Origin of the sequence: Actinomadura vinacea (assembly GCF_039532545.1) — a bacterium.
Taxonomy (GTDB): Bacteria; Actinomycetota; Actinomycetes; order Streptosporangiales; family Streptosporangiaceae; genus Spirillospora; species Spirillospora vinacea.
In genome coordinates this window covers 161,717-182,912 of sequence record NZ_BAAARW010000016.1, presented here as the reverse complement: position 1 = coordinate 182,912, position 21,196 = coordinate 161,717, and the positions used below count along the sequence as shown (strand labels likewise).

Annotated in this window: 22 protein-coding genes; 7 read left to right on the top strand and 15 right to left on the bottom strand. The window is 69.9% G+C overall.

From position 1 onward, the window contains the following. Positions 1-103: 103 nt before the first annotated feature. Positions 104-1,576, top strand: a complete 1,473-nt coding sequence (locus tag ABD340_RS22170; protein ID WP_344591248.1) for an LCP family protein — start codon at positions 104-106, stop codon at positions 1,574-1,576. A 248-nt stretch (positions 1,577-1,824) separates the two neighbouring features. Continuing rightward, positions 1,825-2,829, top strand: coding sequence for a glycosyltransferase (locus tag ABD340_RS22165; protein WP_344591246.1), 1,005 nt, complete (start codon positions 1,825-1,827; stop codon positions 2,827-2,829). 77 nt (positions 2,830-2,906) lie between these two features. On the opposite strand, the gene ABD340_RS22160 is transcribed toward ABD340_RS22165, so the two are convergent. Further along, positions 2,907-6,530: a hypothetical protein gene (locus ABD340_RS22160; RefSeq protein ID WP_344591244.1), complete on the bottom strand. Its 3,624-nt coding sequence runs from the start codon at positions 6,528-6,530 to the stop codon at positions 2,907-2,909. Between the two features lie 149 nt (positions 6,531-6,679). After that, on the bottom strand, positions 6,680-7,810 hold the full coding sequence (locus tag ABD340_RS22155; RefSeq protein ID WP_344591243.1) for an alpha/beta hydrolase: 1,131 nt from the start codon (positions 7,808-7,810) through the stop codon (positions 6,680-6,682). Between the two features lie 102 nt (positions 7,811-7,912). Here ABD340_RS22155 and ABD340_RS22150 point away from each other — a divergent pair, with 102 nt between their 5' ends. After that, positions 7,913-9,334, top strand: coding sequence for a family 43 glycosylhydrolase (locus tag ABD340_RS22150; protein WP_344591241.1), 1,422 nt, complete (start codon positions 7,913-7,915; stop codon positions 9,332-9,334). 37 nt (positions 9,335-9,371) lie between these two features. Here ABD340_RS22150 and ABD340_RS22145 read toward each other — a convergent pair whose 3' ends face one another. The 7 genes from ABD340_RS22145 to ABD340_RS22115 form a co-directional block, all read right to left on the bottom strand. Beyond that, positions 9,372-10,475, bottom strand: a complete 1,104-nt coding sequence (locus ABD340_RS22145; protein WP_344591239.1) for a methyltransferase domain-containing protein — start codon at positions 10,473-10,475, stop codon at positions 9,372-9,374. Between the two features lie 166 nt (positions 10,476-10,641). After that, positions 10,642-10,980, bottom strand: a complete 339-nt coding sequence (locus ABD340_RS22140) for a hypothetical protein (RefSeq protein ID WP_344591238.1) — start codon at positions 10,978-10,980, stop codon at positions 10,642-10,644. 34 nt (positions 10,981-11,014) lie between these two features. Then, entirely contained in the window at positions 11,015-11,869 is an 855-nt protein-coding gene (locus tag ABD340_RS22135; RefSeq protein ID WP_344591236.1) for a helix-turn-helix domain-containing protein, read from the bottom strand. A gap of 3 nt (positions 11,870-11,872) precedes the next feature. Beyond that, complete coding sequence (locus ABD340_RS22130) at positions 11,873-12,388, bottom strand: DUF6879 family protein (RefSeq protein ID WP_344591234.1); 516 nt, start codon at positions 12,386-12,388, stop codon at positions 11,873-11,875. Between the two features lie 73 nt (positions 12,389-12,461). Then, complete coding sequence (locus ABD340_RS22125; protein ID WP_344591232.1) at positions 12,462-12,593, bottom strand: hypothetical protein; 132 nt, start codon at positions 12,591-12,593, stop codon at positions 12,462-12,464. 288 nt (positions 12,594-12,881) lie between these two features. Next, positions 12,882-13,091, bottom strand: a complete 210-nt coding sequence (locus ABD340_RS22120; RefSeq protein WP_344591230.1) for a DUF397 domain-containing protein — start codon at positions 13,089-13,091, stop codon at positions 12,882-12,884. Then, entirely contained in the window at positions 13,088-13,864 is a 777-nt protein-coding gene (locus ABD340_RS22115) for a helix-turn-helix domain-containing protein (protein WP_344591663.1), read from the bottom strand. Before ABD340_RS22115 ends, ABD340_RS22120 begins: the two co-directional genes overlap by 4 nt. A 188-nt stretch (positions 13,865-14,052) precedes the next feature. On the opposite strand from ABD340_RS22115, the gene ABD340_RS22110 reads away from it, so the two are divergent. The 3 genes from ABD340_RS22110 (at position 14,053) to ABD340_RS22100 (ending at position 14,815) form a co-directional block, all read left to right on the top strand. After that, entirely contained in the window at positions 14,053-14,292 is a 240-nt protein-coding gene (locus ABD340_RS22110) for a hypothetical protein (RefSeq protein ID WP_344591228.1), read from the top strand. 33 nt (positions 14,293-14,325) lie between these two features. Beyond that, the gene (locus tag ABD340_RS22105; protein WP_344591227.1) at positions 14,326-14,493 is read left to right on the top strand and encodes a hypothetical protein; all 168 of its coding nucleotides are present in this window, start codon (positions 14,326-14,328) and stop codon (positions 14,491-14,493) included. 79 nt (positions 14,494-14,572) lie between these two features. Continuing rightward, positions 14,573-14,815 (top strand): DUF4158 domain-containing protein, encoded by a 243-nt coding sequence (locus ABD340_RS22100; protein WP_344591225.1) that lies wholly within the window; start codon positions 14,573-14,575, stop codon positions 14,813-14,815. A gap of 91 nt (positions 14,816-14,906) precedes the next feature. Here ABD340_RS22100 and ABD340_RS22095 read toward each other — a convergent pair whose 3' ends face one another. From ABD340_RS22095 to ABD340_RS22085, 3 genes are all read right to left on the bottom strand, one after another. Then, entirely contained in the window at positions 14,907-15,461 is a 555-nt protein-coding gene (locus ABD340_RS22095) for a hypothetical protein (RefSeq protein ID WP_344591223.1), read from the bottom strand. Beyond that, on the bottom strand, positions 15,458-15,718 hold the full coding sequence (locus tag ABD340_RS22090) for a TetR-like C-terminal domain-containing protein (RefSeq protein WP_344591662.1): 261 nt from the start codon (positions 15,716-15,718) through the stop codon (positions 15,458-15,460). The genes ABD340_RS22095 and ABD340_RS22090 overlap by 4 nt, the downstream gene beginning before the upstream one ends. Positions 15,719-15,825: 107 nt before the next feature. Beyond that, the gene (locus tag ABD340_RS22085; protein ID WP_344591221.1) at positions 15,826-16,437 is read right to left on the bottom strand and encodes a TetR/AcrR family transcriptional regulator; all 612 of its coding nucleotides are present in this window, start codon (positions 16,435-16,437) and stop codon (positions 15,826-15,828) included. Positions 16,438-16,781: 344 nt separating this feature from the next. Between ABD340_RS22085 and ABD340_RS22080 the strand changes: the two genes are divergently transcribed. After that, a complete protein-coding gene (locus ABD340_RS22080) occupies positions 16,782-17,441 on the top strand; it encodes a recombinase family protein (RefSeq protein ID WP_344591219.1) in 660 nt (219 codons plus the stop codon). A 408-nt stretch (positions 17,442-17,849) separates the two neighbouring features. Here the strand turns inward: ABD340_RS22080 and ABD340_RS22075 are convergent, their stop codons facing one another. The 3 genes from ABD340_RS22075 to ABD340_RS22065 are packed head-to-tail and all read right to left on the bottom strand — an operon-like array spanning position 17,850 to position 21,194. Then, entirely contained in the window at positions 17,850-19,346 is a 1,497-nt protein-coding gene (locus ABD340_RS22075; RefSeq protein ID WP_344591218.1) for a sulfatase family protein, read from the bottom strand. Next, positions 19,343-20,245, bottom strand: coding sequence for an ABC transporter ATP-binding protein (locus ABD340_RS22070; protein ID WP_344591217.1), 903 nt, complete (start codon positions 20,243-20,245; stop codon positions 19,343-19,345). Before ABD340_RS22070 ends, ABD340_RS22075 begins: the two co-directional genes overlap by 4 nt. Position 20,246: 1 nt before the next feature. Continuing rightward, positions 20,247-21,194 (bottom strand): ABC transporter permease, encoded by a 948-nt coding sequence (locus ABD340_RS22065; protein ID WP_344591216.1) that lies wholly within the window; start codon positions 21,192-21,194, stop codon positions 20,247-20,249. Positions 21,195-21,196 lie beyond the last annotated feature (2 nt).

Genomic DNA, 21,196 nt, shown 5'->3' with positions numbered 1-21,196 from the left:
GCGGCCTCAGCTATCGCGCGAGCGCGTTGCCTGTCTACGGGAGCGGGCCGAAGTTTCGCGTGACCGGGGTGGCCCGTGTCCCATGTGTGCTGAAATGTTACAGATGCAGCGCCTGGCGGCGCCCGACCGAGGTCGCGGGGGCGCCTACTACAACACCGGCGCGCCACCGCCACCGGAGCCGCCGGTGCGGGGGCGCCAATGGCGCGTGCTCGGCTGGCTGTCGATCGGGCTGTCGGCGCTGCTGGTGGTGGGCAGCCTCACAGGCTACGGCTTCTGGCGCCGGCTCGACGGCCAGATCGACCGCGAGAACGTCGACGGCAAGCTCGGCGCCAACCGTCCGGCCAAGCTCAACAACTCGATGAACATCCTGCTCATGGGGTCCGACAGCCGGGCCGGGGAGAACGCCAGGTACGGCACCGAAGAGGGCCAGCGCTCCGACACCACGATCCTGCTGCACCTGTCGCCCGGCGGCGAGCGCGCCATCGGGATGAGCTTCCCGCGCGACTCCATGGTGCAGATTCCCAGCTGCAAGAAGACCGGCGGCGGCACCGCCCCGCCCCGGCTCGACATGATCAACTCCGCGTACGCGCAGGGCGGCCCGGCCTGCACCTGGAAGACCATCGAGTCCATCACCAACATCCGCATCGACCACTACGTCGAGGTCGACTTCGCCGGGTTCAAGCGGGTGGTGGACGCGCTGGACGGCGTCGAGATCTGCGTCCCGAAGCCGGTCAACGACCCGAAGGCCGAGCTGTACCTGCGCAAGGGCCGCCAGACCGTGCGCGGCGACCAGGCGCTCGGCTACGTCCGCACCCGGACCGGCGGGCTCGGCGACGGCTCGGACCTGTCCCGGATCCAGCGGCAGCAGACGTTCATGGCCTCGGTCGTCAAGAAGGCCACCGACAAGGGCATGCTGGCCGACCCGGGGAAGACCTACGGCTTCCTGTCTGCGGTGGCCAGCTCCATCAAGGCCGACGACCGGCTCACGATCTCGGCGATGCAGAAGCTGGCCGGAGGGCTGCGCGGGATGAGCGCGGGCAAGGTGCGTTTCGTCACCATCCCGGTCCAGGCCTACCCGCAGGACCCGAACCGGGTGCAGATCAACCCGGCGGTGGCGGGGCCGCTGTTCGAGTCGATCCGCCGGGACAACACCGTTCCGCAGCCGGCGCCTGCGCCGGTCCGGCAGCGCGGGCCGAACGCGCCGAGGCAGCCGCCGGTCCCGCCGGCGCAGGTCCAGGTGGCCGTCTACAACGCCACCCGCACCGACGGGCTCGGGCAGCGCACCGCCGAGCAGCTGAAGGAGAAGGGCTTCAAGGTCGTCAAGGTGGGGACGCGCAAGCCGGCGTCCGCCAAGGCCAAGACGGAGATCCTGTTCGGCCCGGGGGCGCGGCCGCAGGCGGCGGCGCTGGCCGCGGCGATGCCCGGGCACCCGCCCAAGCTGTTCGCCACGGGCAAACCCGGCCAGGTCTACCTCATCGTCGGCAACGACGGCGCGGACCTGCCGGGCGCCGCCAAGCCCCTCCCCAAAGTCGCCGGCGAGATTCGCGCAGACCAGGACGTGTGCCGACAAACCTGAGCCGTGGCGGGTTACAGCACGGTGAAAACCGCCGTGGATCCGGACCATCCGCGCGTGACCGTCCGGACCCGCCTGTATCTTGGCGGCGCTAAACCAACAAGCCACCCAATGCGTCTCAGTAGGGATGCATTAACGCAATCTTGGCCCGAGACCGCCCGCCAGCCCCCGACCCCTCACCGATTCCGGAGCCGTCCCTCGCACCGGGCTCCGCAGGATCGACCCACGGCCCTCTTCCGGAAGTGGAACGCATGCGCCCCGATCCCTTCGCCCTGCTCATGACCGTGTACAGCGGTGACCGGGTGGAGTATGTCCGGGCGGCCTTCCGCAGCGCGGTGGACGACCAGTCGCTCCCGCCCGGACAGGTCGTCCTCGTCCAGGACGGCCCGGTCGCCCCCGACCTGGAACAGTGCCTGGAGGAACTGGTCGGGTCCAGCCCGGTCCCGGTGACGTTCGTCCGGCTGGAGGCCAACCGCGGCCTCGGCCCCGCGCTCGACGCCGGGCTGCAGGCCAGCCGGTACGACATCGTGGCCCGGATGGACGCCGACGACGTGGCGATGCCGCACCGGTTCGCACTGCAGGTGCCGCTGGTGCAGGCGGGCGCCGACCTCGTCGGGGCCGGGCTGCTGGAGTTCGGCAGCGACATCGACGACGTCGTCGGCCGCCGCACGCCGCCCAGCGATCCGCACGACATCGCCCGCTACTCGCGGCTGCACGACCCGTTCAACCATCCGACGGTGGTGTACCGGCGCAGCGCGGTGATCGCGGCGGGCGGGTACGGCGACCTGCCGCTGATGGAGGACTACTGGCTGTTCGTCCGCATGATCGCGAACGGGGCGCGAGTGGTGAACGTCGCCGAGCCGCTGGTCTACTACCGGGTGGGCGACGGCGCGTACGAGCGCCGCGGCGGCCGCGACCTGCTGCGCTCGGAGCTGCGGCTGCAGCGCGAGATGCGCCGCGAGGGCTTCATCTCCCATCCGCAGTACCTGCGGAACGTCGTGGTGCGCGGCGGGTACCGGCTGGTGCCGACGCTGATCCGCCGCCCGGTGTACCGGTGGATCGTGGCGCCGTACGGGGCGCGCCGCAACCGCACGCGCCTGCGCGAAGAGCCCGAGCCGGCGCTCCCGGCGCTGCCGCCCGCCGCGTCCGCGTCCGCGGCCGCGCAGCCGCGCGAACGGTACGTCCCCCGCCACTCGCGGGACCTGGGCCACGCCTCCGAGCCTCTGTACGGCCCCCAGGACGGCCTGCGTCCCTGAGGGAATCCCCCGGGTAGACCCGGACCCCGGCACCACCGTCTGAGGACGCTCAGAGCGGCGGGCCGGGGTCGTGCGGGTCAGGGGACGGGACGGTCCCAGAGCACGGGCTGGTCGCGGGTCTGGTCGGCGGTGCGGCCCACGCCGAGGAGGCGGTCCTTGAACGTGGCCAGCCCGCCGATCGACTGGGCCCCGCCGCCCGCCAGGCCGGTGCCCTCGGGCTTGGCGGCCTGCCAGGACGAGCCGTCCGCCGACGTCCACGACACCACGTCGGTGCTGCCCTGGCCGCCGCCGGTGCCGGTGGCCGCGAATCCCTTCGGGGTGGCGGTGAGCGCGGTGACCTGGACGTTCGAGACGCCGTCCGGCACGGCCGGCTTGGTCTCCTTCCAGGTCTTGCCGCCGTCGGCGGAGACGTAGAACAGCGGCGCGCTGCCCGCGCTGCCCGCCGCCACCAGAGTGTTGCCCTTGGCCGCGACGTGCGTCAGCGCGGCCTCGGCGACCCCGCCGGGGAGCTGGAGCTGCTGCATCGTCCACGCCTTGCCGTCCGGCGAGGTCCACACGGCGGGACGGGCGGCGGGCGCGTTGCCGGCGCCCGGGTCGCGCACCCCGCCGACCGCGACGTAGCCGGACTGCCCGGCGGCGACGCCGCGCATCCAGCGGTTGGAGTTCGGCAGCGCGTCCAGGCCGTTGTCGCCGACGCTGCGGCCGCGCTGCCACGTCTTGAGGTCGGCGGAGAACCAGGTGGCGGCCGACAGGCCGTCCTCGCCGACGATGACGTAACCGGCCGGCCCGGACGCGGTGGCGTAGGTGGCCAGCGGGGTGTTCCTGGCGGGCTTGAACCGCTCGGCCGAGTCGCCGGCCTGCCATGTCGCGCCGTCGGCCGAGGTGACCACCAGAGGGCGGCGCGGGTTGGCCTGGTCGGTGCCGACCGCGAGCCAGCCGGCCCTGCCCTGCGTGACGCCCACCAGCTGCTGCGGGCCGGGCCGGGAGAGCACGCCCTGGCCGGCCTGCGCGCGGGTCCACGCGGCGCCGTCGGTGGAGGTCCACACCCCGGCGTCGCCGCGCGCGCTGCCGACCGCGACGGCCCGGTCGGACCCGGCCGCGATCGCCGCGACCGTGTGGTCGGGACGGACCGCGCCCGGCACCTTGGAGATGTCGACCGGGAGCGGCGTGCCGCCGGAGTCGTACACGCCCAGCATCGCGTTCAGCTCGCCGCCGCCGTTCTCGGCGCCGACCAGCACGATCTGCCCGGAACTGAGCGCGGAGCCGTTCAGCACCCGGCCGGGCTGGTTGGCCAGCGAGCCGGTGTCCTGCCAGGCCGAGCCGTCCGCGGAGCGGGAGATCGCGATGTCCCGGCCGCGGACGACGATGGCCGCGTAGCCCTCACCGGACGCCAGGATGCGGCTGGTCCGCTGGTAGCCGGGGGACGCCAGGCGCCCGGACTGCGTCCAGGTGGAGCCGTCCCTGGAGGTGAACGCCTGGCCGTAGGTCCTGCCGCCGCCCTGGATCTCGCGGATCGCCAGGAACCCGCCCGGACCGCCGCCGACGATCAGGCCGCGGGTGCCCTTGGGCACGGGCACCTTCGACTCGGTCCAGCTCTTGCCGCCGTCGGCGGAGCGGAACACCCGCCGGCCCTGCTGGAGCTTCCCGCCACCGGGGTTGGCGGTGTGCAGGCCCTCCAGGAGCATCACGTCGCCGCTGCCGGCGGCCTCCAGCAGGTTGACGGTGCCGCGCTGGATCGGCAGGCCGATCCGGTTCCCGGTGCGCACCTCCCAGCCGTTGCCGTCGGACGACGTCCAGACGGTCGGCTCGGCGTCACTGAAGTCGCCCTTCTTGGTGGTGTCGCCGAACGCCAGGAACCCGGCGTCGGACGCGACCGCTCGCCGCACCCGGGTGTTGGGCCCGAACGGCTGCCCGGCGTTGTCGGGCAGCCGGTTCCAGGACTTGCCGTCCTGGCTCGTCCAGACGGCGCCGCCGCCGGGTCGCGTGCCGATCGCGACCCAGCCCTTGGCCGAGCCCGCGACCACGCGCGGCACCTCGCCCTTGGCCAGGCCGTCACCGCCCGCGCCCCGCACCTCGCCCGGCTTGAACGTGCGGCCGCCGTCGCCGGAGACGAGGAACTGGCCGCGCGGGAGGCGCCCGTCGGATTCGGCGCCGACCGTGACGACCGTGCGGCCGACCGCCGCGGCGGCCGTGAGGTGCTGGTCGCGGCCGTCGGTGCGGGCGTTCGGGTCGATCGCGAACACCGAGCCGGCGAGCTTGGCGCCGCTCTCGTCGTCGGAACCGCCGCCGACCAGGTTGACCGCGAAGAAGCCGCCCGCGGCGACGAGCGCGGCCGCGGCCAGCCCGCCGATGCCGATGAGCAGCGCCTTCTTGTTGAGTTTGGGCCCCTTGCGCTTGGGCTTGGCCTCGGTGCGCCACGGCTCGTTGATCTGGGGCGGCGGCGAGATCGGCTGCGGCTGCGGCTGCGGCGCCTGCGGGCCGGGCATCTGCTGCGCCCACGGGAAGGGCTCGGCCGCGGGCGGCGACTGGTGCGCGGACTGCTGGGGCAGCGGCGGGCGCGGCGTGTCCGGGATCTCCTGGGCCCACGGGAACGGCTCGGCCCTCGTCACGGGCGGCGGGGCCGGGGCCGGCGGCGCGGGCGGTGCCGGGGGAGTCGGAGCGGGCAGCGGGGTGTCCGGGATCTGCTGCGCGTACGGGAACGGTTCCGGCGCGGGCGGAGCCGGGGACGGCGTCTGGAAGGCCGGCGGCACGGCCGGGGGCGGCACCGCGAACGGCGTCTCGGGAACCTCTTGCGCCCACGGGAACGGCTCGGCCCTCGTCGCCGGCGGCGGGGCCGGGGCCGGGGCCGGCGGCGCGGGTGGGGCCGGGGGCTCCTCGGCGGGCCCGGCGCCCGACTCCGCGAGCGACTTCGCGTTGGGCATCTGCTGCGTGGCCCGGGACTCCGGCGCGGACGGGAAGGCGGAGGTCTTGTCGTTGCCGGGCGCGGAGTCCGGTTCCTCGCCCGCGGGCTTCGCGTCGGGCCCGGGGACGGACGCGGCGGAGCCGATCACCTCCGGGCGGATCTCCTCCGTGCCCGGCTGCTCCTCGTCGGATTTCTCCTTCGCGGGCAGGTGCGCGGACAGGTCCATCACGGTCTCGTCCAGCCGCGGCCCTTCGCCCGAGCCCGAGCGCGCGTCCGGCGGGGGCGGGGTCGTGAACGACTGCGGGGGCGGCGGCACGGCGGGCGGGGTGCGCGGATCGAAGACCTGGGTGCTGTCGAAGTCGTCGTCGGGCGGGTCGAGCGTCGTCTGTTCGGTCTCCGGCGAGTCGAACGTCGTCTGTTCGGCCTTGGGCGGGTCGAACGTCGTCTGTTCGGTCTCCGGCGAGTCGAACGTCGTCTGCTCGGTCTTGGGGGGATCGAACGTCGTCTGCTCGGCCGGCGGCAGGTCGCTCTCCGGCGGGTCGAACGTCGTCTGCTCGGTCTCCGGCAGCTCGTCGTCCGGCTCGGGCTCCGGCTCGGGCTCGTCCGCGCCGGCCGGCGAGAGCGGCGGCAGCGGCGGGGGCTCGGGCAGCAGGTGGGCGCCCGGAAGGAGCTGGCCTTCGTCCAGCCACTGCGGCGGCGGTGGTGCGGCGGGCCCGCTTTCCGGGGCAGGCTGTTCGGGCGACTCGGCCTGGGGCCGGTCGCCGCCCGGCTCGTCGTCCGGAGTCTTGGGTGGAGTCACGCCCGTCGTCTCCCCGTGTTCTGCGAGTCATGGTCGGTGCGGCCATTGACACCGCGGGTGGCGTTCACCGGGGCGTCGAATGCGCCGTCTCGGGATCATATCGGCGCTGATGGCATGAACCCGCCGTTCCGCCCTCCGCCCCGGGCCCGCTAAACCACCTTCAGGCGGCCGCTCATCCAGCGTAGGAGTTCGGGCGTGAGGCGCTGGAAGGTACGCAGATTGTGGCCGCCGTCCCGCGGGAACAGCGTGGCGACCTGGAGCGGCGGCTTGGCCGCCTTGACGAAGCGCTGCGCCTGGTCGAACTCGGGTCCCTGCTCGGTCTGCGCGAGCAGCAGCGAGACGGGCGGCGCGGGGCGGTGCTCCAGCCGCCAGATCAGGTCGTTGTCGTCGCGGACCTGCCTGCTGCCGCCGTACAGGTCGCCCGTCGAGCGGTCCTGGACGGCGCGCAGGTAGCCGCCCAGCGACGCCCCGGCCGCGAACCGGTCGGAGTGCCGCATGGCGAGCTTGGCCGCGCAGTACCCGCCGGTGGACTGGCCCATGACGCCCCACCCCTGGCTGCCCGCCGCGACGCGGTAGGTGTCGGCGATGGCCTCCGGGACGTCCTGCGAGAAGAACGACTCGGCCTGCGGCCCGCCCGGGACGTCGGTGCATTCGGTGTCGCGCGGCGGCGCCACCATCGACCGGGTGATGACGTAGACGGTCGGCTGGATCCGGCCGGTCTTGATACCGGTGCTGGCGTCCTTCAGCATCCCCTGCCGCTTGATGATGCCGCGCGGGTCGCCGGGATAGCCGGCCAGTACCAGGGTCACCGGGAACCGGCGCCGCTCGAACCGCGGCTGGAAGTACTGCGGGGGCAGGTAGACGTACGCCTTGACGCGCAGCCCGGTGCGCGGGCCGGGGATGGTGACCTCGTCGAGCCGGCCGTCCCGGTCGTCCGAGCGCAGCCCGGAAGTGGCGCCGAGCGGCGAGATGACGCGCGGCAGCGGGCGGCCCGCGGCCGCGCCGGGGGAACCGGGTGCGCCTTCCCGTACCTTGCCGGGCCCGCCGCCGGTGGTTCCCAGCAGGTCGCCCCAGGTGACGTAGAAGAGGAAGTAGCCGTTCATCCCGGCGGCGAGCGCGAGGACGAGGGAGACCTGGCAGGCGGCCAGCAGCCCCAGCCGGGCCAGGACCTGTCTGGGCCCGCGGCCGGACGCTTTCGGCAGCAGCCGGACGGTCAGACCCGTCGCCACGATGGCCAGCAGGATGAGCGCTCCGATGAGCCAACCGCTCGTCAACTGCACCCGTACCACCTTTCGTACGCTCGCTCGCGGCGGTTACGGTCAGCTAGTTTGCCGTAGATCATCTGCTTTCGAGTGACAAGATCATTACTGGGAGGAGTCCGGGTGGTCCGGCGGCCGCTCCTCGCGTTCCTCGCGGGCGCGCTGGTCAGCGTGCTCGTGGCCGTGGTCAGCGCGCTGGCCGGCGGCTCGGACGGCCCGCCGCGCACGCCCCCGTCCGCGCGCTCCACCGGCCCGCCCGCACAGCAGCCGATGAACTCCGCCCGCCCCGAGCCCAAACCGGCGCTCGACTCCAACTTTCCCGACCCCGAGGTCGTCCGGGCCGGGAACACCTACTACGGATACGCCACCAACGACAGCGGCAAGAACGTTCCGATCGCGACGGCGCCGTCCGCCGCCGGGCCCTGGACGCGTACCGGCGGTGACGCGCTGCCCGCACTGCCCGGCTGGGCCGAACCGGGACGCACCTGGGCGCCCGACGTGTCCGCCCGCCCGGACGGCTCGTACCTCCTTTACTTCACCGCCGGGCGCAAGGGCACCGACGACCAGTGCATCGGCGCCGCCGTCGCCGCCTCCCCGGCCGGGCCGTTCACCCCCGACGCGCGGGGGCCGCTGGCCTGCCTCGACGGCAAGGACGTCATCGACCCCGCCGCGTTCGTCGACACAGACGGCGCCCGCTACGTCCTCTTCAAACAGGAAGGCGACGGGCGGAAATCGCCCGGCGGGCTGTTCCTCCTGCGCACGACCCCGGACGGGACGCGCCCCCAGGGGACGCCCACGCGGGTACTCGGCAAGGGCGCCGACGAGCCGATCCTGATCGAGGCCCCCGCACTGGTGAAACGGGGCGGCACATACGTGCTGTTCTACGCGGCGGGCGTCTTCTACAGCCCCGAGTACCAGACCCGGTACGCCACGGCCACCGCGATCGGCGGCCCGTACACGAAGGCGGCCACGCCGCTGCTGTCGACCGAGGGGTACGGGAAGCGGATCACCGGGCCGGGCGGGGCCGACATCGTCCACGACGGCGGCGACTCCTACCTGGTCTTCCACGGCATCACGAAATTCTTCGGCGGCGACCACGTACAGCGCGCCATGTACGTGGCGCAGCTCGGCTGGGCCAACGCGGCCCCCGTCGTGCGCGGCAGCCCCGTCCGCTACGAGGCGGAAAAGGGCCGCGTGTACGGCGCGCGCGTGCTCCGCAATGTGGCCGCGACGTCCGGAAACGCGGTCGTCGGCTACATCGACAACGCCCAATGCCTGGTCGACCTCGACGTCTACGCGCCCACGGCCGGGGCCTACCTGGTGCGGATCCGGTACGCCAACCGCACGCCGGGCGGCAGGGACCCGGCCGAGCACATCCTCACCGTCAACGGCGCGGCACCGATCGCGGTCGGCTACCCGCCGGGCGGACCGACCCCGCTGTGGAAGGACGCCACGGTCGAGGTCGGCCTGCGTGCGGGGTGGAACGTCCTGCGCCTCACCTACGGCAGCGGCTTCGCCGAACTCGACTACCTGGAAAACTCCTGAACGCAGTGGCTCAAGCGTGGCAAGGCCTGCGTCCTACTTATGGGGTGACCGGGTTGTCCGGGGAGTCAAGCCAGACGCGTTGACCATCGGGCGTGACGGACAGGCCGAACCTGCTCCGTTCCGGCTGCCCCCACCTCACCCACCGGAAGAGCGCGGCTTCTAGTTCGTCCCACAGGTCGCGCTCGCCGAACTGCTGCACATCCGTCCCGACGACCCGAGCGCCAGAGTCGCCCGCCCACAGCCAGCTTTCGAAGGGCGGTCCCAGTGCACGGATCACCGAGACGTCGGGCAGACAACCCGCGATGGCCACATCCGCCCCGTATCCGGAGCGGAAGATGCGGCGCGGGTCGAGTGCCGCGCTTCGCTCCCGGTACGGCCCCTCGTGCGTGGGAGCACTGGGAGTCCGCTGGTTGCGCAGCATCATGTACCGGGTGCCGCCGACGAACCTCCCGGTAGCGGTGCCGTCGTCACCCAGGGTCAGACATACCTTGTGGCCGGGCTCGAACTCGGGCATCCAGGGGAAAGCGATCACACCGCCTGGCCTGGTCTGCTCGACCCAGGAATAGGGAACCTTGCCGACTCCGGCGGTCACATGAACGCGATCGTAGGGGGCTCCTTCCTGCCGGCCTTCGGCTCCGTCGCCAAGTACGAGGCGAGGCGAGTACCCCGCCCCCTTCAGGTTGTCCGCCGCGCGTGACAGGAGGTCGGAATCGATCTCAACACTGGTGACATTGTCGTCCCCGACGCGGTAGGCGAGCAGTCCGGCGGTCCAGCCGCTCCCGGTCCCGATCTCAAGGACACGATCTCCCCCATAGGGGTTCAGAAGTTCCAGGAACTCCAGGACGACGCCAGGGGCGGACAGGGACGAGGTGTAGTCACCCTCGCCGCCGATCTCGGTCGCACCGTCATCGAACTGCGTGATGATCGACTGATCTTCGTAGGCCGCGTCCAACCACTCTTGCGGGCGCTGCTCACAGTCGATCCGGAAGCCCGGGGCGTTGTAGGGGTTGGCCCACGCCACAGGCGGGACGAACCAGTGCCGAGGCACAGCGTGCAACGCCGCACGCCACGCAGGTTCGGTCAGCTCACCGTTGGCCGTCAGCTTGTCGGCAAGAACCTCGATACGTTCAGGGACGTTCACTTCCCGCGCTTTCCGCCGCCTGGGGCCTGACCGTCGCCGTCCTCCTTCTTAGGCGGCTTCGGCTCGAAGGGCTTGTCCTGTTTCGGATCGCCCTCATGCTTGCCCATCCCGTCCTACCCTTCTGCCCGGCGTGGCCCGAGGCCACGCTCATGGAACCCCGTCCCGCCTACTGGCGAGCCGTCCCCACGTGAGCCCCGACCGTCCGAGCAATCACACCGGCCACACCGCCGGCGTCCTCAACCGTCCCGATCGACTCGCCGGTCTCAGCCCAGTTGGACCACCAAGCACCGTCGACGAAGTCGCAACCCACATCAACCGAACGGCCCGGCAACCCTGCATTGATCACGTGCAACACCGGCGTACCCTCGCGCGGCACCACACCGCACGACATCCCGCCATGCGCCACCACAGCCGCATCAAGCACCGTCAAGTGCGTTCGGCGCTCACTCGTGAGGGTGGGGTGATCCACAGGAACCCTGGCGTGTCGCGGACGGTCAAAGCTCATGACCAGGACGCTAAGAGCCCGGTCATGCCGGAAGCTAGGAAGTTGCAGATTGTTGCAGCAACTCGTCCCGGACCTGAAGGATCAGCTCCCGCGATGCGTCGCCGAAGAGGGCGGCGTGACGCATCTCGTTGAACACGGTGGCGTAGATGGCAATCTCTTCGGCGCGTGTGATGTCAAGCGCCGCCGTGAGCGTCTCAATTTTGACAAGTTCGTCGTCGAATATCCAAAATGCCGTTTGGGTGTGCGCGCCCATGCCGGCACTCGCGGGAATTATGCCAATCGAGACATTAGGCAGCGCTGTGGCCGCGATTACCCGATCAAGCTGTTCGAGCATCGTCTCGACTGAACCTATGCGACTACGTAGTGTCTGCTCCGCCAAGAGAAAGACAAATCGGTGATCCCCTTCCCGGAGAATGCGTTGACGTGTCAAGCGCGCAGCGGTTGCCGCTTCGCGGTCGTCGGGAAGGTCAAGCAGGCGAACCCAATATGCCATACTCTCCGTGGAGTAAGCGGACGTTTGCAGCAGTCCCGGAATGCTCCAATGCTCGTGAATACGAAAGAGCTTGGTCCGCGCATAAAGCGGCTCGATCACTTCCTGAAGTCGGCGCAGACCGGACCGGGCCTGCTTACGCCACTCCCGATACATGGTCTCAACCGCCCGAGCCTGGGCGATCAAGTCCAGGACCTGGTCATCCGCATCGCAGGCGGAGCACCAGGCGCGAATGTCCGCGTCAGATAGCCCCTGCTTCCCGTGTTCGACGCGGGATACCTTCGTGTAGTGCCAGCCTGTCAGTTCGGCAAGTCGACGACCCGACAGGGCCGCATCGTTGCGGATCTCTCGCAGGCGGGTACCAAAGGCTTCCTTGGCCTGCTGGGCTGGACTGGTCACTGCTCAGGCAGGCTTGTACTCGCTGTGCGGAATCGCCTTGCCCCATACGGCTTCGAACGCGTTGCGGCAGAGTTCGACGTCGTGGGGTTCGGTCGAGGTTGTAAAATCTATGTTCCGCCCGTTTCCGTCGTAGTGATGGAAGACAACGATGCTGTTGTCGAACATCCAGAAGTCATTACCCGGAAAAGCGATGGAAGATACATGGCGTCGAGGCATCCATCGGACTTCCGAACCTGCATCAAGATGCGGCTGCATGATGCTGTGCGACCAGAGCTGATAATCGGATAGCGGCTCGGAGACCACATGAACGCGGCGGAATGACTTCCCATTGTGGACACCTTCTCGCACGAGGTCGCACCAGTCGCGCAGCCATTCGAGATCGTCATGCTCTCCAGTTGCCCATTTCGCCATATGAGGAAGCTCGATCTCGGTTCCGTACGAGTCGCGCATCTCGAGATGGATGGCTTCACGATCGAACTTGGTGAAGAGGGCGTTGAACTCCTCGTACGAGAGTCCCATCAATCGCCTTTCTGGAAGAAGAACGGCACGAGCCGATCGGGGATCTCGCAAGCGATCTCCCCTTCTGGGATGTTCATCTGGCCAGAACGCCCGGATCAGTGACGACCCAGCCCTGAACCACCCAGCTACCCCTGTCGGTCTTGTAGAGCGTCGGAGAGCCCTGGGGCTGAGAGTCCGGGTCGACGGCCACGAGCGTAATCTTCATGAACACTCCCTGCCTTCCAAGGTGCGCGATGTTGCGCTCTCCAACAGCGTCCGGCAGCGCTTCCGTGGGTGTCAAGGGCTCTGGCCTGCATGGAAGCCGTCGAGTCCCCAGCGACAGGCAGGCAAGCCGACCCCGGCCACGAAGAAGCCCGCCAAGCTGTCGAACCCGGCGGGGTGAGAACCGTCCACCAGCACCTGTCGGGCGAGCCGGCGGCCTCGGACGCTTCCCCGGCTCGCTCGGCCTTGCCGCCGTCCGGGGGCTGCGTGTTCGGGGGCTCTTCGGGGCGATTCAGGCGAGGTCGTGCTCGCTGGCCTTGATCTGGCGTGCAAGCCTGTGCCAGGCAGCGGCGTTGAGTGTCAGCTTAGGTCCGTTGGGGTCCTTGGAGTCGCGTACGGCGACCATGGGGGCAAGGCCCGCGATCTCGACACACTGGCCACCCTGACCACTGCTGCGGCTGCTTTTGCGCCACTGGGCGGCCGACAGGTCCGGGGTGCTCACGTGTACTCCTCCAGAATCTTCCGGATCATCGCGAGAGACTCCTCAGTGCGGAGCGCCTCTCCCATCACGAGATCGAAGCGTACTCGGTATTCGGCGATTTTGGCCCCGTCCTCGATCACCTGGCTGATTTCGGGACCCTCGTGGTAGGCGAGGTCTACCCCACCCGGGAGACTCATCACGGTAAATGAACCGTCGAGTCCAGCGTAGGTCACAGAGGAGAACGGCAGTACCCGGATCTCGACGCGGGGGCTGGTGGTGGTGATCTCAACCAATCGTTCGAGCTGCTCCCGCATAACTTCAGGGCCGCCTACGGGGCGCCATAGGACAGCCTCGTCGAGAACGAACCAAATACGCGGGCCGTCGTCGCGCTTGAGGACCGCTTGCCGCTCCATGCGGGAGGCCACGCGGTCCTCAAGAGCATCGGGGTGTTGCCCCGCGCTCGTGACGGCACGCGCGTACGCGGGCGTCTGGAGGAGGCCCGGAACCACCTGCGCTTCGAATTCTCGGAGCGCCTCGGACTTCGCTTCTATCTCGACGTACCTGTTGAATCCCGGCGGTGCCGCGAGGTGCTTGCCCTCGCGCTTGATCTCCCGCCACATGGTCCAGAACGTTCGCGCCCGGCCCGTATCGAAGAAGACGTCCATGTCATCGGCCGTGGCCTCGGACGGGGGTTTCTGGGCCGTCTCCAGTTTCTCGATCCAGCCGGCCTTGCATCCGAGTGCCTCGGCGAGCTGGGGGCGCGACAATCCCGCCGCCTCTCGGTGGGCGCGCAGGACCGCGCCGAAGTTCCGGAGTAGCGGGTCCCGGGTCTAGGCGCCGTTGTCCTCGTTCATTGGGGGAGTTCCTGCGGGTCGTGGGGTGAGGGCTGGGGTGTGCTGGGGGTGTGGCTCAGCGTAACCCCGATGCGTGATCGTGGTCGCAGCATTTCGCCGGTCAATTCGACGCGAAGGTTCTCCCGATCATGGACAAGAAGACGCACCTCGACAACCAATCTCTCATCCGGCTTCGGGTGGATTTCGTCGGACATCGGATATTTCGGGCGGTCCGTTCTGACGGGCGGCTCGGTGAATGGGTTGCGACATTGCGCGACTCGAAGGCAGGAGTCGATCCGACCGTCATGCGCGGCACGGCCGACGAACTGCGGGCCGCTCTGGTTGAGGAGGCCGAACAGGCGAGGCGGGAGCGGGAGAGGTTCTGGTGAACGGTGCCGAGGAGGGCGAAGTGAGGTGAAGTGATGAGTTTCGACAGGGGACGGCACGCGGCGGCCGTCGACCGTCCGGCGCCGCACAACCCCCGGCGTGAGCAACTGAAGGCGCTGTGCGCGGCCATCAGGACGCATCCGAAGCTGGCGGGCGGGCTGGTGGAACGGCGCGGGGTTTGCTGGGTGGAGGTGACCTGGTAGGGGTGCCGGTAAGAAACGTGTCATGAGCCCCAAACGGCGTTGATCTTGCCGTGATGGGGCTGATCAATGCTGGGTGGCTATGACGCACCCCCCGATGCACATCGACGAGCTGGTCGAGCACTGGACGGTCCTGGACGAGGAACGTGCGCTGATCGCTGGGAAGCGTGGCGCCACGCGGCTGGGTTTCGCGATCTTGCTGAAGTTCTACACGCGGCACGGGCGGTTCCCGCGAGGGCGCTCGGAGCTGGCAGACGAGGCCGTTGAGCATGTGGCCAAGCAGGTCCAGGTGCCCGCCTCGGAGTTGGGCTTTACACCCACTTAGACGCCCAAGAAATACCCACTACTTGTTCGGCGAGGTGTCGTCAATAGGTGGACTTCTCGCACCTCGGATGCTTGGGTTCGATGCCGCTAAGTCAGGCCGGGACCGGCGCGGGCTGGACCCGCTTCGCGTCCCAGGCCAGCCACACGCAGGCGGCCGCGAGCAATGCACCGTGCGCGATCCGCAGTGCGGGCGGACCGAAGAACTGCGGCAGGAACAGCCCGAACCCGACCGCGAACAGGATCGCCGGCACCGTGCGCATCCGGGCCGCGACGAGGATCGCGCCCGCCGCCATGGTCAGCAGCCCGAGCCCGAACATCGTCATCGCGAACGGGTTGTAGCGCACGTCCTCGGCCAGGTCGAGGACGTTCGACTGGTTGGCCATCGCATGCAGGCCGAAGCTCTCGGCGCCGTAGTACGGCAGCGTCAGGCCGGCGCCGATCCAGAACACGATCGCCGCCACGCGGTTGATCGGCAGCAGTGCGATCGCGACCAGGATGAACCCGATCATCGCGCACAGGTGCGCGACGATCCACGCGGTGGAGCCCATCGCGGCGGCGGCACCCGAGGTGGTGGACTCGTCCTCCCACGGGCGGAGGGCGGGGTAGAGCAGGAACAGTACGCCTGCGGCAGACAGGGGGATCCTCATGATTTGTTCCTCAGGTTGGAGAGATACATCTGGATGAGCTGGTCGTAGGTGTCGTCGAGGTCTTCCGGCAGGCCGAAACCGCCCGCGGATCCGATGGACGCGAAGCCGTGCACGAGCACCCTCAGGCGCCGGGTCGCGTGCACGGCCGCCGAGCCCTCGAGCCCATAGCCGCACCGGGTGGAGGTCGGCCCACGCCGTGTAACCCGCCGAGCAGTGCGACCAGCGCAGCCAGGCCTGCAAGCAGGCGGCGCCGCCAGCGAGGGCCGGATTTCGTTGGGATGGGCGCCGAGGTGACGTCGGCTTGTGCAGGGGAGTCGGTCGTGGAGGGCATGGTGAGGCCTCTTTCGTTGAGGTGGTGCGTGGTTCAGGCGGATGCGCCGCGCAGTGTGCTGGCGACGAGGCGGTCGACGTAGGCCTCGTCGATGGGGCGGCCGGTGACGAGCAGCCGGTAGTACAGGGCGCCGGCGAGCTGGTCGAACAGGACCTCAGGCTCGACGTCGGCGTGGAGTTCCCCGCGTTCGCGGGCGTGTTCGAGCAGCGTCAGCACCAGGGCGTTGCGGCGGTGGAACATCGCCTGGACCGCTGCGCCGACGTCGGCGTGGCGGGCGGCCGCCGCGGCGACCTCGGCGACCAGGCCCGCGGAGGCGTCGCCCGAGGTGGCGGGGCGGCCGGCCTGCCGCATCCTGTGGAGGCCTGCGACGATCTCGCCCAAGTAGCGGGTGAGATCCGCGCGGACGTCCCCGGTGTACTCCACCGGCACGGAGTCCTGCAGCCGCGCGACCACGGTGACGATCAGGTGGTCCTTGGTGGGCCACCTCCGGTACAGCGTGGTCTTGGCGACCCCAGCCCGCATGGCGACCTCGTCGACCGAGAACCGGTCATAACCGCGATCGAGTAGCGACTCCAGCGCCGCGTCGAGGATGCGGGCGTCAGCCGCCTCAGACCGCGGTCGCCCGCGCCGTCCAGTCGGTCCCACTGCGCACTCCCCTTTTCGCTACGGACGTTGCGTAAATCAACCTAGACTGGTTCCCACATTTACACAACAGTCGTAGCGAAAGTCGCCCCGGATGGTCACCCGGAATCGGCGTCCCACTCCCGAACGTGGCCCTAAAGTAGGGATTGATCTTGGTGGCGTCCTCGTGCGGGATGTCGGTATTAGGTGATTTCCCGACACCCCGCCGAACCCAGCCCCGAGCACCCGAAAAACCGGACTCCAGGTGAGGAAACACCTCCCCGGTGGGCCGCTGGGAGCCCTGAAATGACGACAGGATTTTCCGACAGCTAGAACGGGGCTCCGCGCCCATCGCTGGAGGAGCCCCGGTGCAGATCGTCTACTCCCGCGTCTCCACCGCGACCCAGTCCCTGCTCCGTCAGCGGCACATCCTCACCGAGGCCGGCCTTCTGGTGCGGACCGAAGGCGTCGCCGAGGGCTTCCGCCCCGCCGAGGGCGTGCGGCTGTTCGAGGACCCGGCGACCACCTCAAAGATCCCGGCGCTGGAACGGCCCGCCTTCGCAAAGATCGCGGCGATCGCCCACCCCGGCGACACCCTGACGGTGTCGGAGCTGTTCCGCCTGTGCCGCGACCTGGTCGACATCCACAACGTCCGCGCCTGGTGCCAGGCCCGCGGTGTCGCCCTGCGCGTCCTGTCCGGGCCGCTGTCGAACTTCCACGATCTCGCGGCCAGCGACGCGACGACGGCGCTCATCATCAACGTGATCACCTCGGTCGGACAGTTCCAGCGCGACCTGCAGAACGAACTCACCGCCGATGGGATCGCCGCCGCCGAGGCTGAAGGCCGCTACCGCGGCCGCCCGCCCGCCCTCACCGGCGCCGAGCTGGAAGGCCGGTCGGCCTACACCGACCAAGGCACCTCGATCGCCGCACTCGCCCGCACCCACGGCGTCAGCCGCGCCGCCATCCGGACCGCCCTGGCCGACCTGCTGCCCGACCCCAGCGTCCCAGCCCCTCGTTCACCCTGACCGACAAACACCCCTGCCGACCTGCGGATCAGCGCTAGGCGCTAATACCCGGCCGGATCTCCCTCGCTACCCCGCGTCCGCTCGTTTGGGGCTCATGACACGTTTCTTACCGGCACCCCTGGTACGGCGGGACGGGCCGGACGGTCGACATCGGATGCGACTTCCGTGCCGGAGCATGGTGGTTCTGCTGGGCGGCGGACGGCCGGACGATCGCGCCCGCTGAGGACATCGCTGGAGCGCTCAGCGTGATCGCGCGCGAGTTCGCCGCGGTGCAGCAGTGAGCGGAATACCGGCGGACCTGGGCGAGATGACGCTGGGCATCCTGGTGTTCGGCGCGGCCTGCATGGCGGTGGGCCGGCTGTTCGGGTTCCTGATCGGGAGTGAATGAACGGGTGGGCGCCGTGGGGATCAGGTGCCCTGGTCGGCGGAGCGGCAGGCCGCGCCGGCGCATTCCTTGAGCGCCGCCAGCAGCCCCGACAGCTGGTCCCGGCGCGGAACGGGCAGTTGCGCCGCCATGTTCTGCCTCGACCCCAGGTCGACGCGCAGGTCGTAGTACTCGCGCTCGCCCGCGTCGTACTCGATGTATAGCTCGTTCGTGGTCCGCACCGCCATGTACGACGGCGGATTGCCCCAGCCGCGGCCCGGATAGTCCGGGTCGCTCGGGTCGCTGACCGGACCGGCGTGCTCGATCAGGACGGAGTTGCGCCACGAGCGGACCTTCTGGCCGCGCAGGAAGGGGACCAGCGACCGGCCGTCCGCCTTCGGCGCGGTCTTGACGCCCGCCAGCTCCTCGAACGTCGGCCGCAGATCGGTGTTGGCGGTCAGCCGGTCCACGGTCCGCCCGGCGGGGACGCCCGGCCCGGTCACGATCAGCGGGACCCGCACGTCCGGGTCGTAGGCGGTGCCCTTGCCCTCGACCAGCCGGTGCTGCCCCATGTGGAAGCCGTTGTCGGAGCCGAACACGATGTAGGTGTTCTTGTCCAGGCCCCGGTCGGCGAGCGCCTGCTGGACGCGGCCGATCATCTCGTCGACCGCCTGCACCATCTGCACCCGTCCCCGGTACTTGGCGTCGATGGTCTGGATGCCCTTGGGCCCGATCCGCGGCCATGCCTGCATCCACTTGGGCTTGTCGGAGATGTCCGGCTCGTTGAAGGCGGGGCCGCGGGGCGCCTGGACACCTGGGAACAGGTTCGCGTGCCGGGGCGCGGGCTTGAACGGCGCGTGCGGCGCGAACGTGGACAGCTTCAACAAGAAAGGACGGCTCGTCGTCGACCGGTTCACGAAGTCCACGGCCTTGCCGGACAGCACGTCGGTCAGATAATCAGTCGGCCGGTTGCCGTAGCGGACGGCCTTGCCGTTCTCGCTCAGCGTGTAGTCGTAGTGCCGGTAACCGAGACTGGTCGCGTACCACTCCGTCCACCCGGGCGGCACGAACGCCTGCGACCCCGCCTGGACCTTGGACGGGTCGTAACCGTTCAAGTACTTGCCCATCAGAGCGGTGCGATACCCCGACGACTCCATCGTCGTGGCGAAGGTGTCCCGCTCGCCCCCGTTGCTGTTGAAGCGCTGCCAGCCGCCATTGGGCGGCTCGTTCGTCAGCACCTGCGTGTTGTGCGGGTACTTACCGGACAGGATCGTCGCCCTGGACGGGCAGCACAGCGTGTTGGTGGCGATGAAGTTGCTGAACGTGACGCCCTGCTCGCGCATCTTCTTCACACGCGGCATGTACTGGACCAGGTCCCAGCTCAGGTCGTCGGTCAGGACGAACACGATGTTGGGCTTGGGGCCGCCGGGCGAGACCACGCCCTTGCGGGGCTTGCCGAAATCGTCCCCGACGCCGCATGCGGCCGCCAGGACCAGCAGGCAGGCCACCAGCGCCGCGCACCGGCGCGCCCACGTGCTCAACGCTCGCCCGTCCCACCCGACGACGCAGGCGCGGCGCCCTCCGAGGCGGCGCTCGATTCCCCGGCGGCTCCCGTTTCCTTGGCGGGCCCTAGGACCGGTTCCTTGCCCGAGTCCTTCCCAGATTCCTTCCTGGAGTCCTTGCCGGGGTCCTTACCCTGGCGGCGGGCTTGGCGGTCTTCTTTCCACATCGCGCCCGCCTCGGCCACGTCGCCGTCGAAGATCTTGCGGCCGCCTCGCATCATGACTCCTCGGTCGCACAGCTTGATCAGCATCTGGATGTCATGGGCCACGATCACCATGGTCCGGCCCTCGTCGCGCAGCTGCCGGATCCGGGCCAGGCACTTCTCCCGGAACGGCGGGTCGCCCACGGCCAGGACCTCGTCGATCAGGAAGATGTCGGGTTCGGTGTGCGCGGCGATCGAGAACGCCAGCCGCATGAACATCCCGGACGAGTAGAACTTCACCTGGCTGTCCAGGAACCGCTCCACCCCGGAGAACTCCACGATCGCGTCGAACTTGCGGCGGATCTCGGCCTCGTCCATGCCCAGGATGGCGCCGTTCAGGAAGACGTTCTCCCGACCGGTCAGCTCCGGGTGCAGGCCCGCGCCCACGTCGATCAGACCGGCGATGCGGCCGCGCACCCGTACTGATCCGGAGTCCGGCGACAGTACCCCGGAGATCAGCTTGAGCAGGGTGCTCTTGCCCGAGCCGTTCACACCCATCAGCGCGACCGTCTCGCCCTGGTGGATCGTGAGGTCGACCTCGTCGAGGGCGTTGAACGACTCCGACAGGCTCTGCCTGCGCACCGCCCGCACGGTCATGTCCTTGATGGAGCGCGCGTGCCGGATGGTGAACCGCTTGCTGGCCGAGTCGACGACGATCGAGGGGAGGGCGTTCACGTCACAGCTCCTGCGCGAATCGCTTCTGCAGGCTCGCGAACGCCCACTGACCGGTCAGGAACACCGCGACCGCGAAGCCCAGCGAGGCCACGGTGCGTGCCTCCAGCGCCGGGACGGGCGGCAGCGCGTCCGGCGCGCCCGGTTCCCAGAACGCCCGCTGGAACAGCGTCACGGCGCTGACCAGCGGGTTGGTGAGGTAGATCTGGGCGGCCCACGCGGGCAGGTGGTCGCGGACGTGGGTCCACGGATAGATCATCGGCACCGACCAGGTCACGACGATCATGGTGATGTCCACGACCTGCTCCATGTCGTGGAAGAACACGTTGACCGCCGCGCACAGCAGCCCGAGGCCCGTCCCGAACAGGATCACGATGACCAGGCCCACCGCCGCACCGGCGAGGCCGGACAGGGTGGGCCGCCAGCCGTACGACAGCGCCCCGCCCAGCAGGATCGCCATGGCCGGCAGGAAGTGCACCAGCGACACCAGCAGCGACGCGGTCGGGAACAGCTCGCGGGGCAGGTACACCTTCCGGACGAGCGGCGCGTTGTGCAGCACCGAGCGGGTCGACGACTGGAGCGTCTCGGTGAACAGGTTGACCAGCACCATGCCGGAGAACAGGTACACCGGGAAGTCCTTGATGACCCGGTCCATGCCCATGAACAGGCCGACGACGAAGAAGTAGACGGCGAAGTACACCGCGGGCCGCACGTACGACCAGCCGAGGCCGAGCATCGAGCCCTTGTAGCGGGCCCGCAGTTCGCGGCGCACCAGCAGGCGCAGCAGGTAGCGGCGCTGGAGGACCTCGCGGAAGCCTCCGGCCGACGCCGGGTCGCGCAGCCCGCGCATGCCCATGGGGGGTTCGCCGTCCGGGGCGGATGCGGCGGCCATGTCACCGCCCGCCGTCCCGGGTCCGGACCCGGGACGGACGGCGGACTCCGCGGCCGTCACCG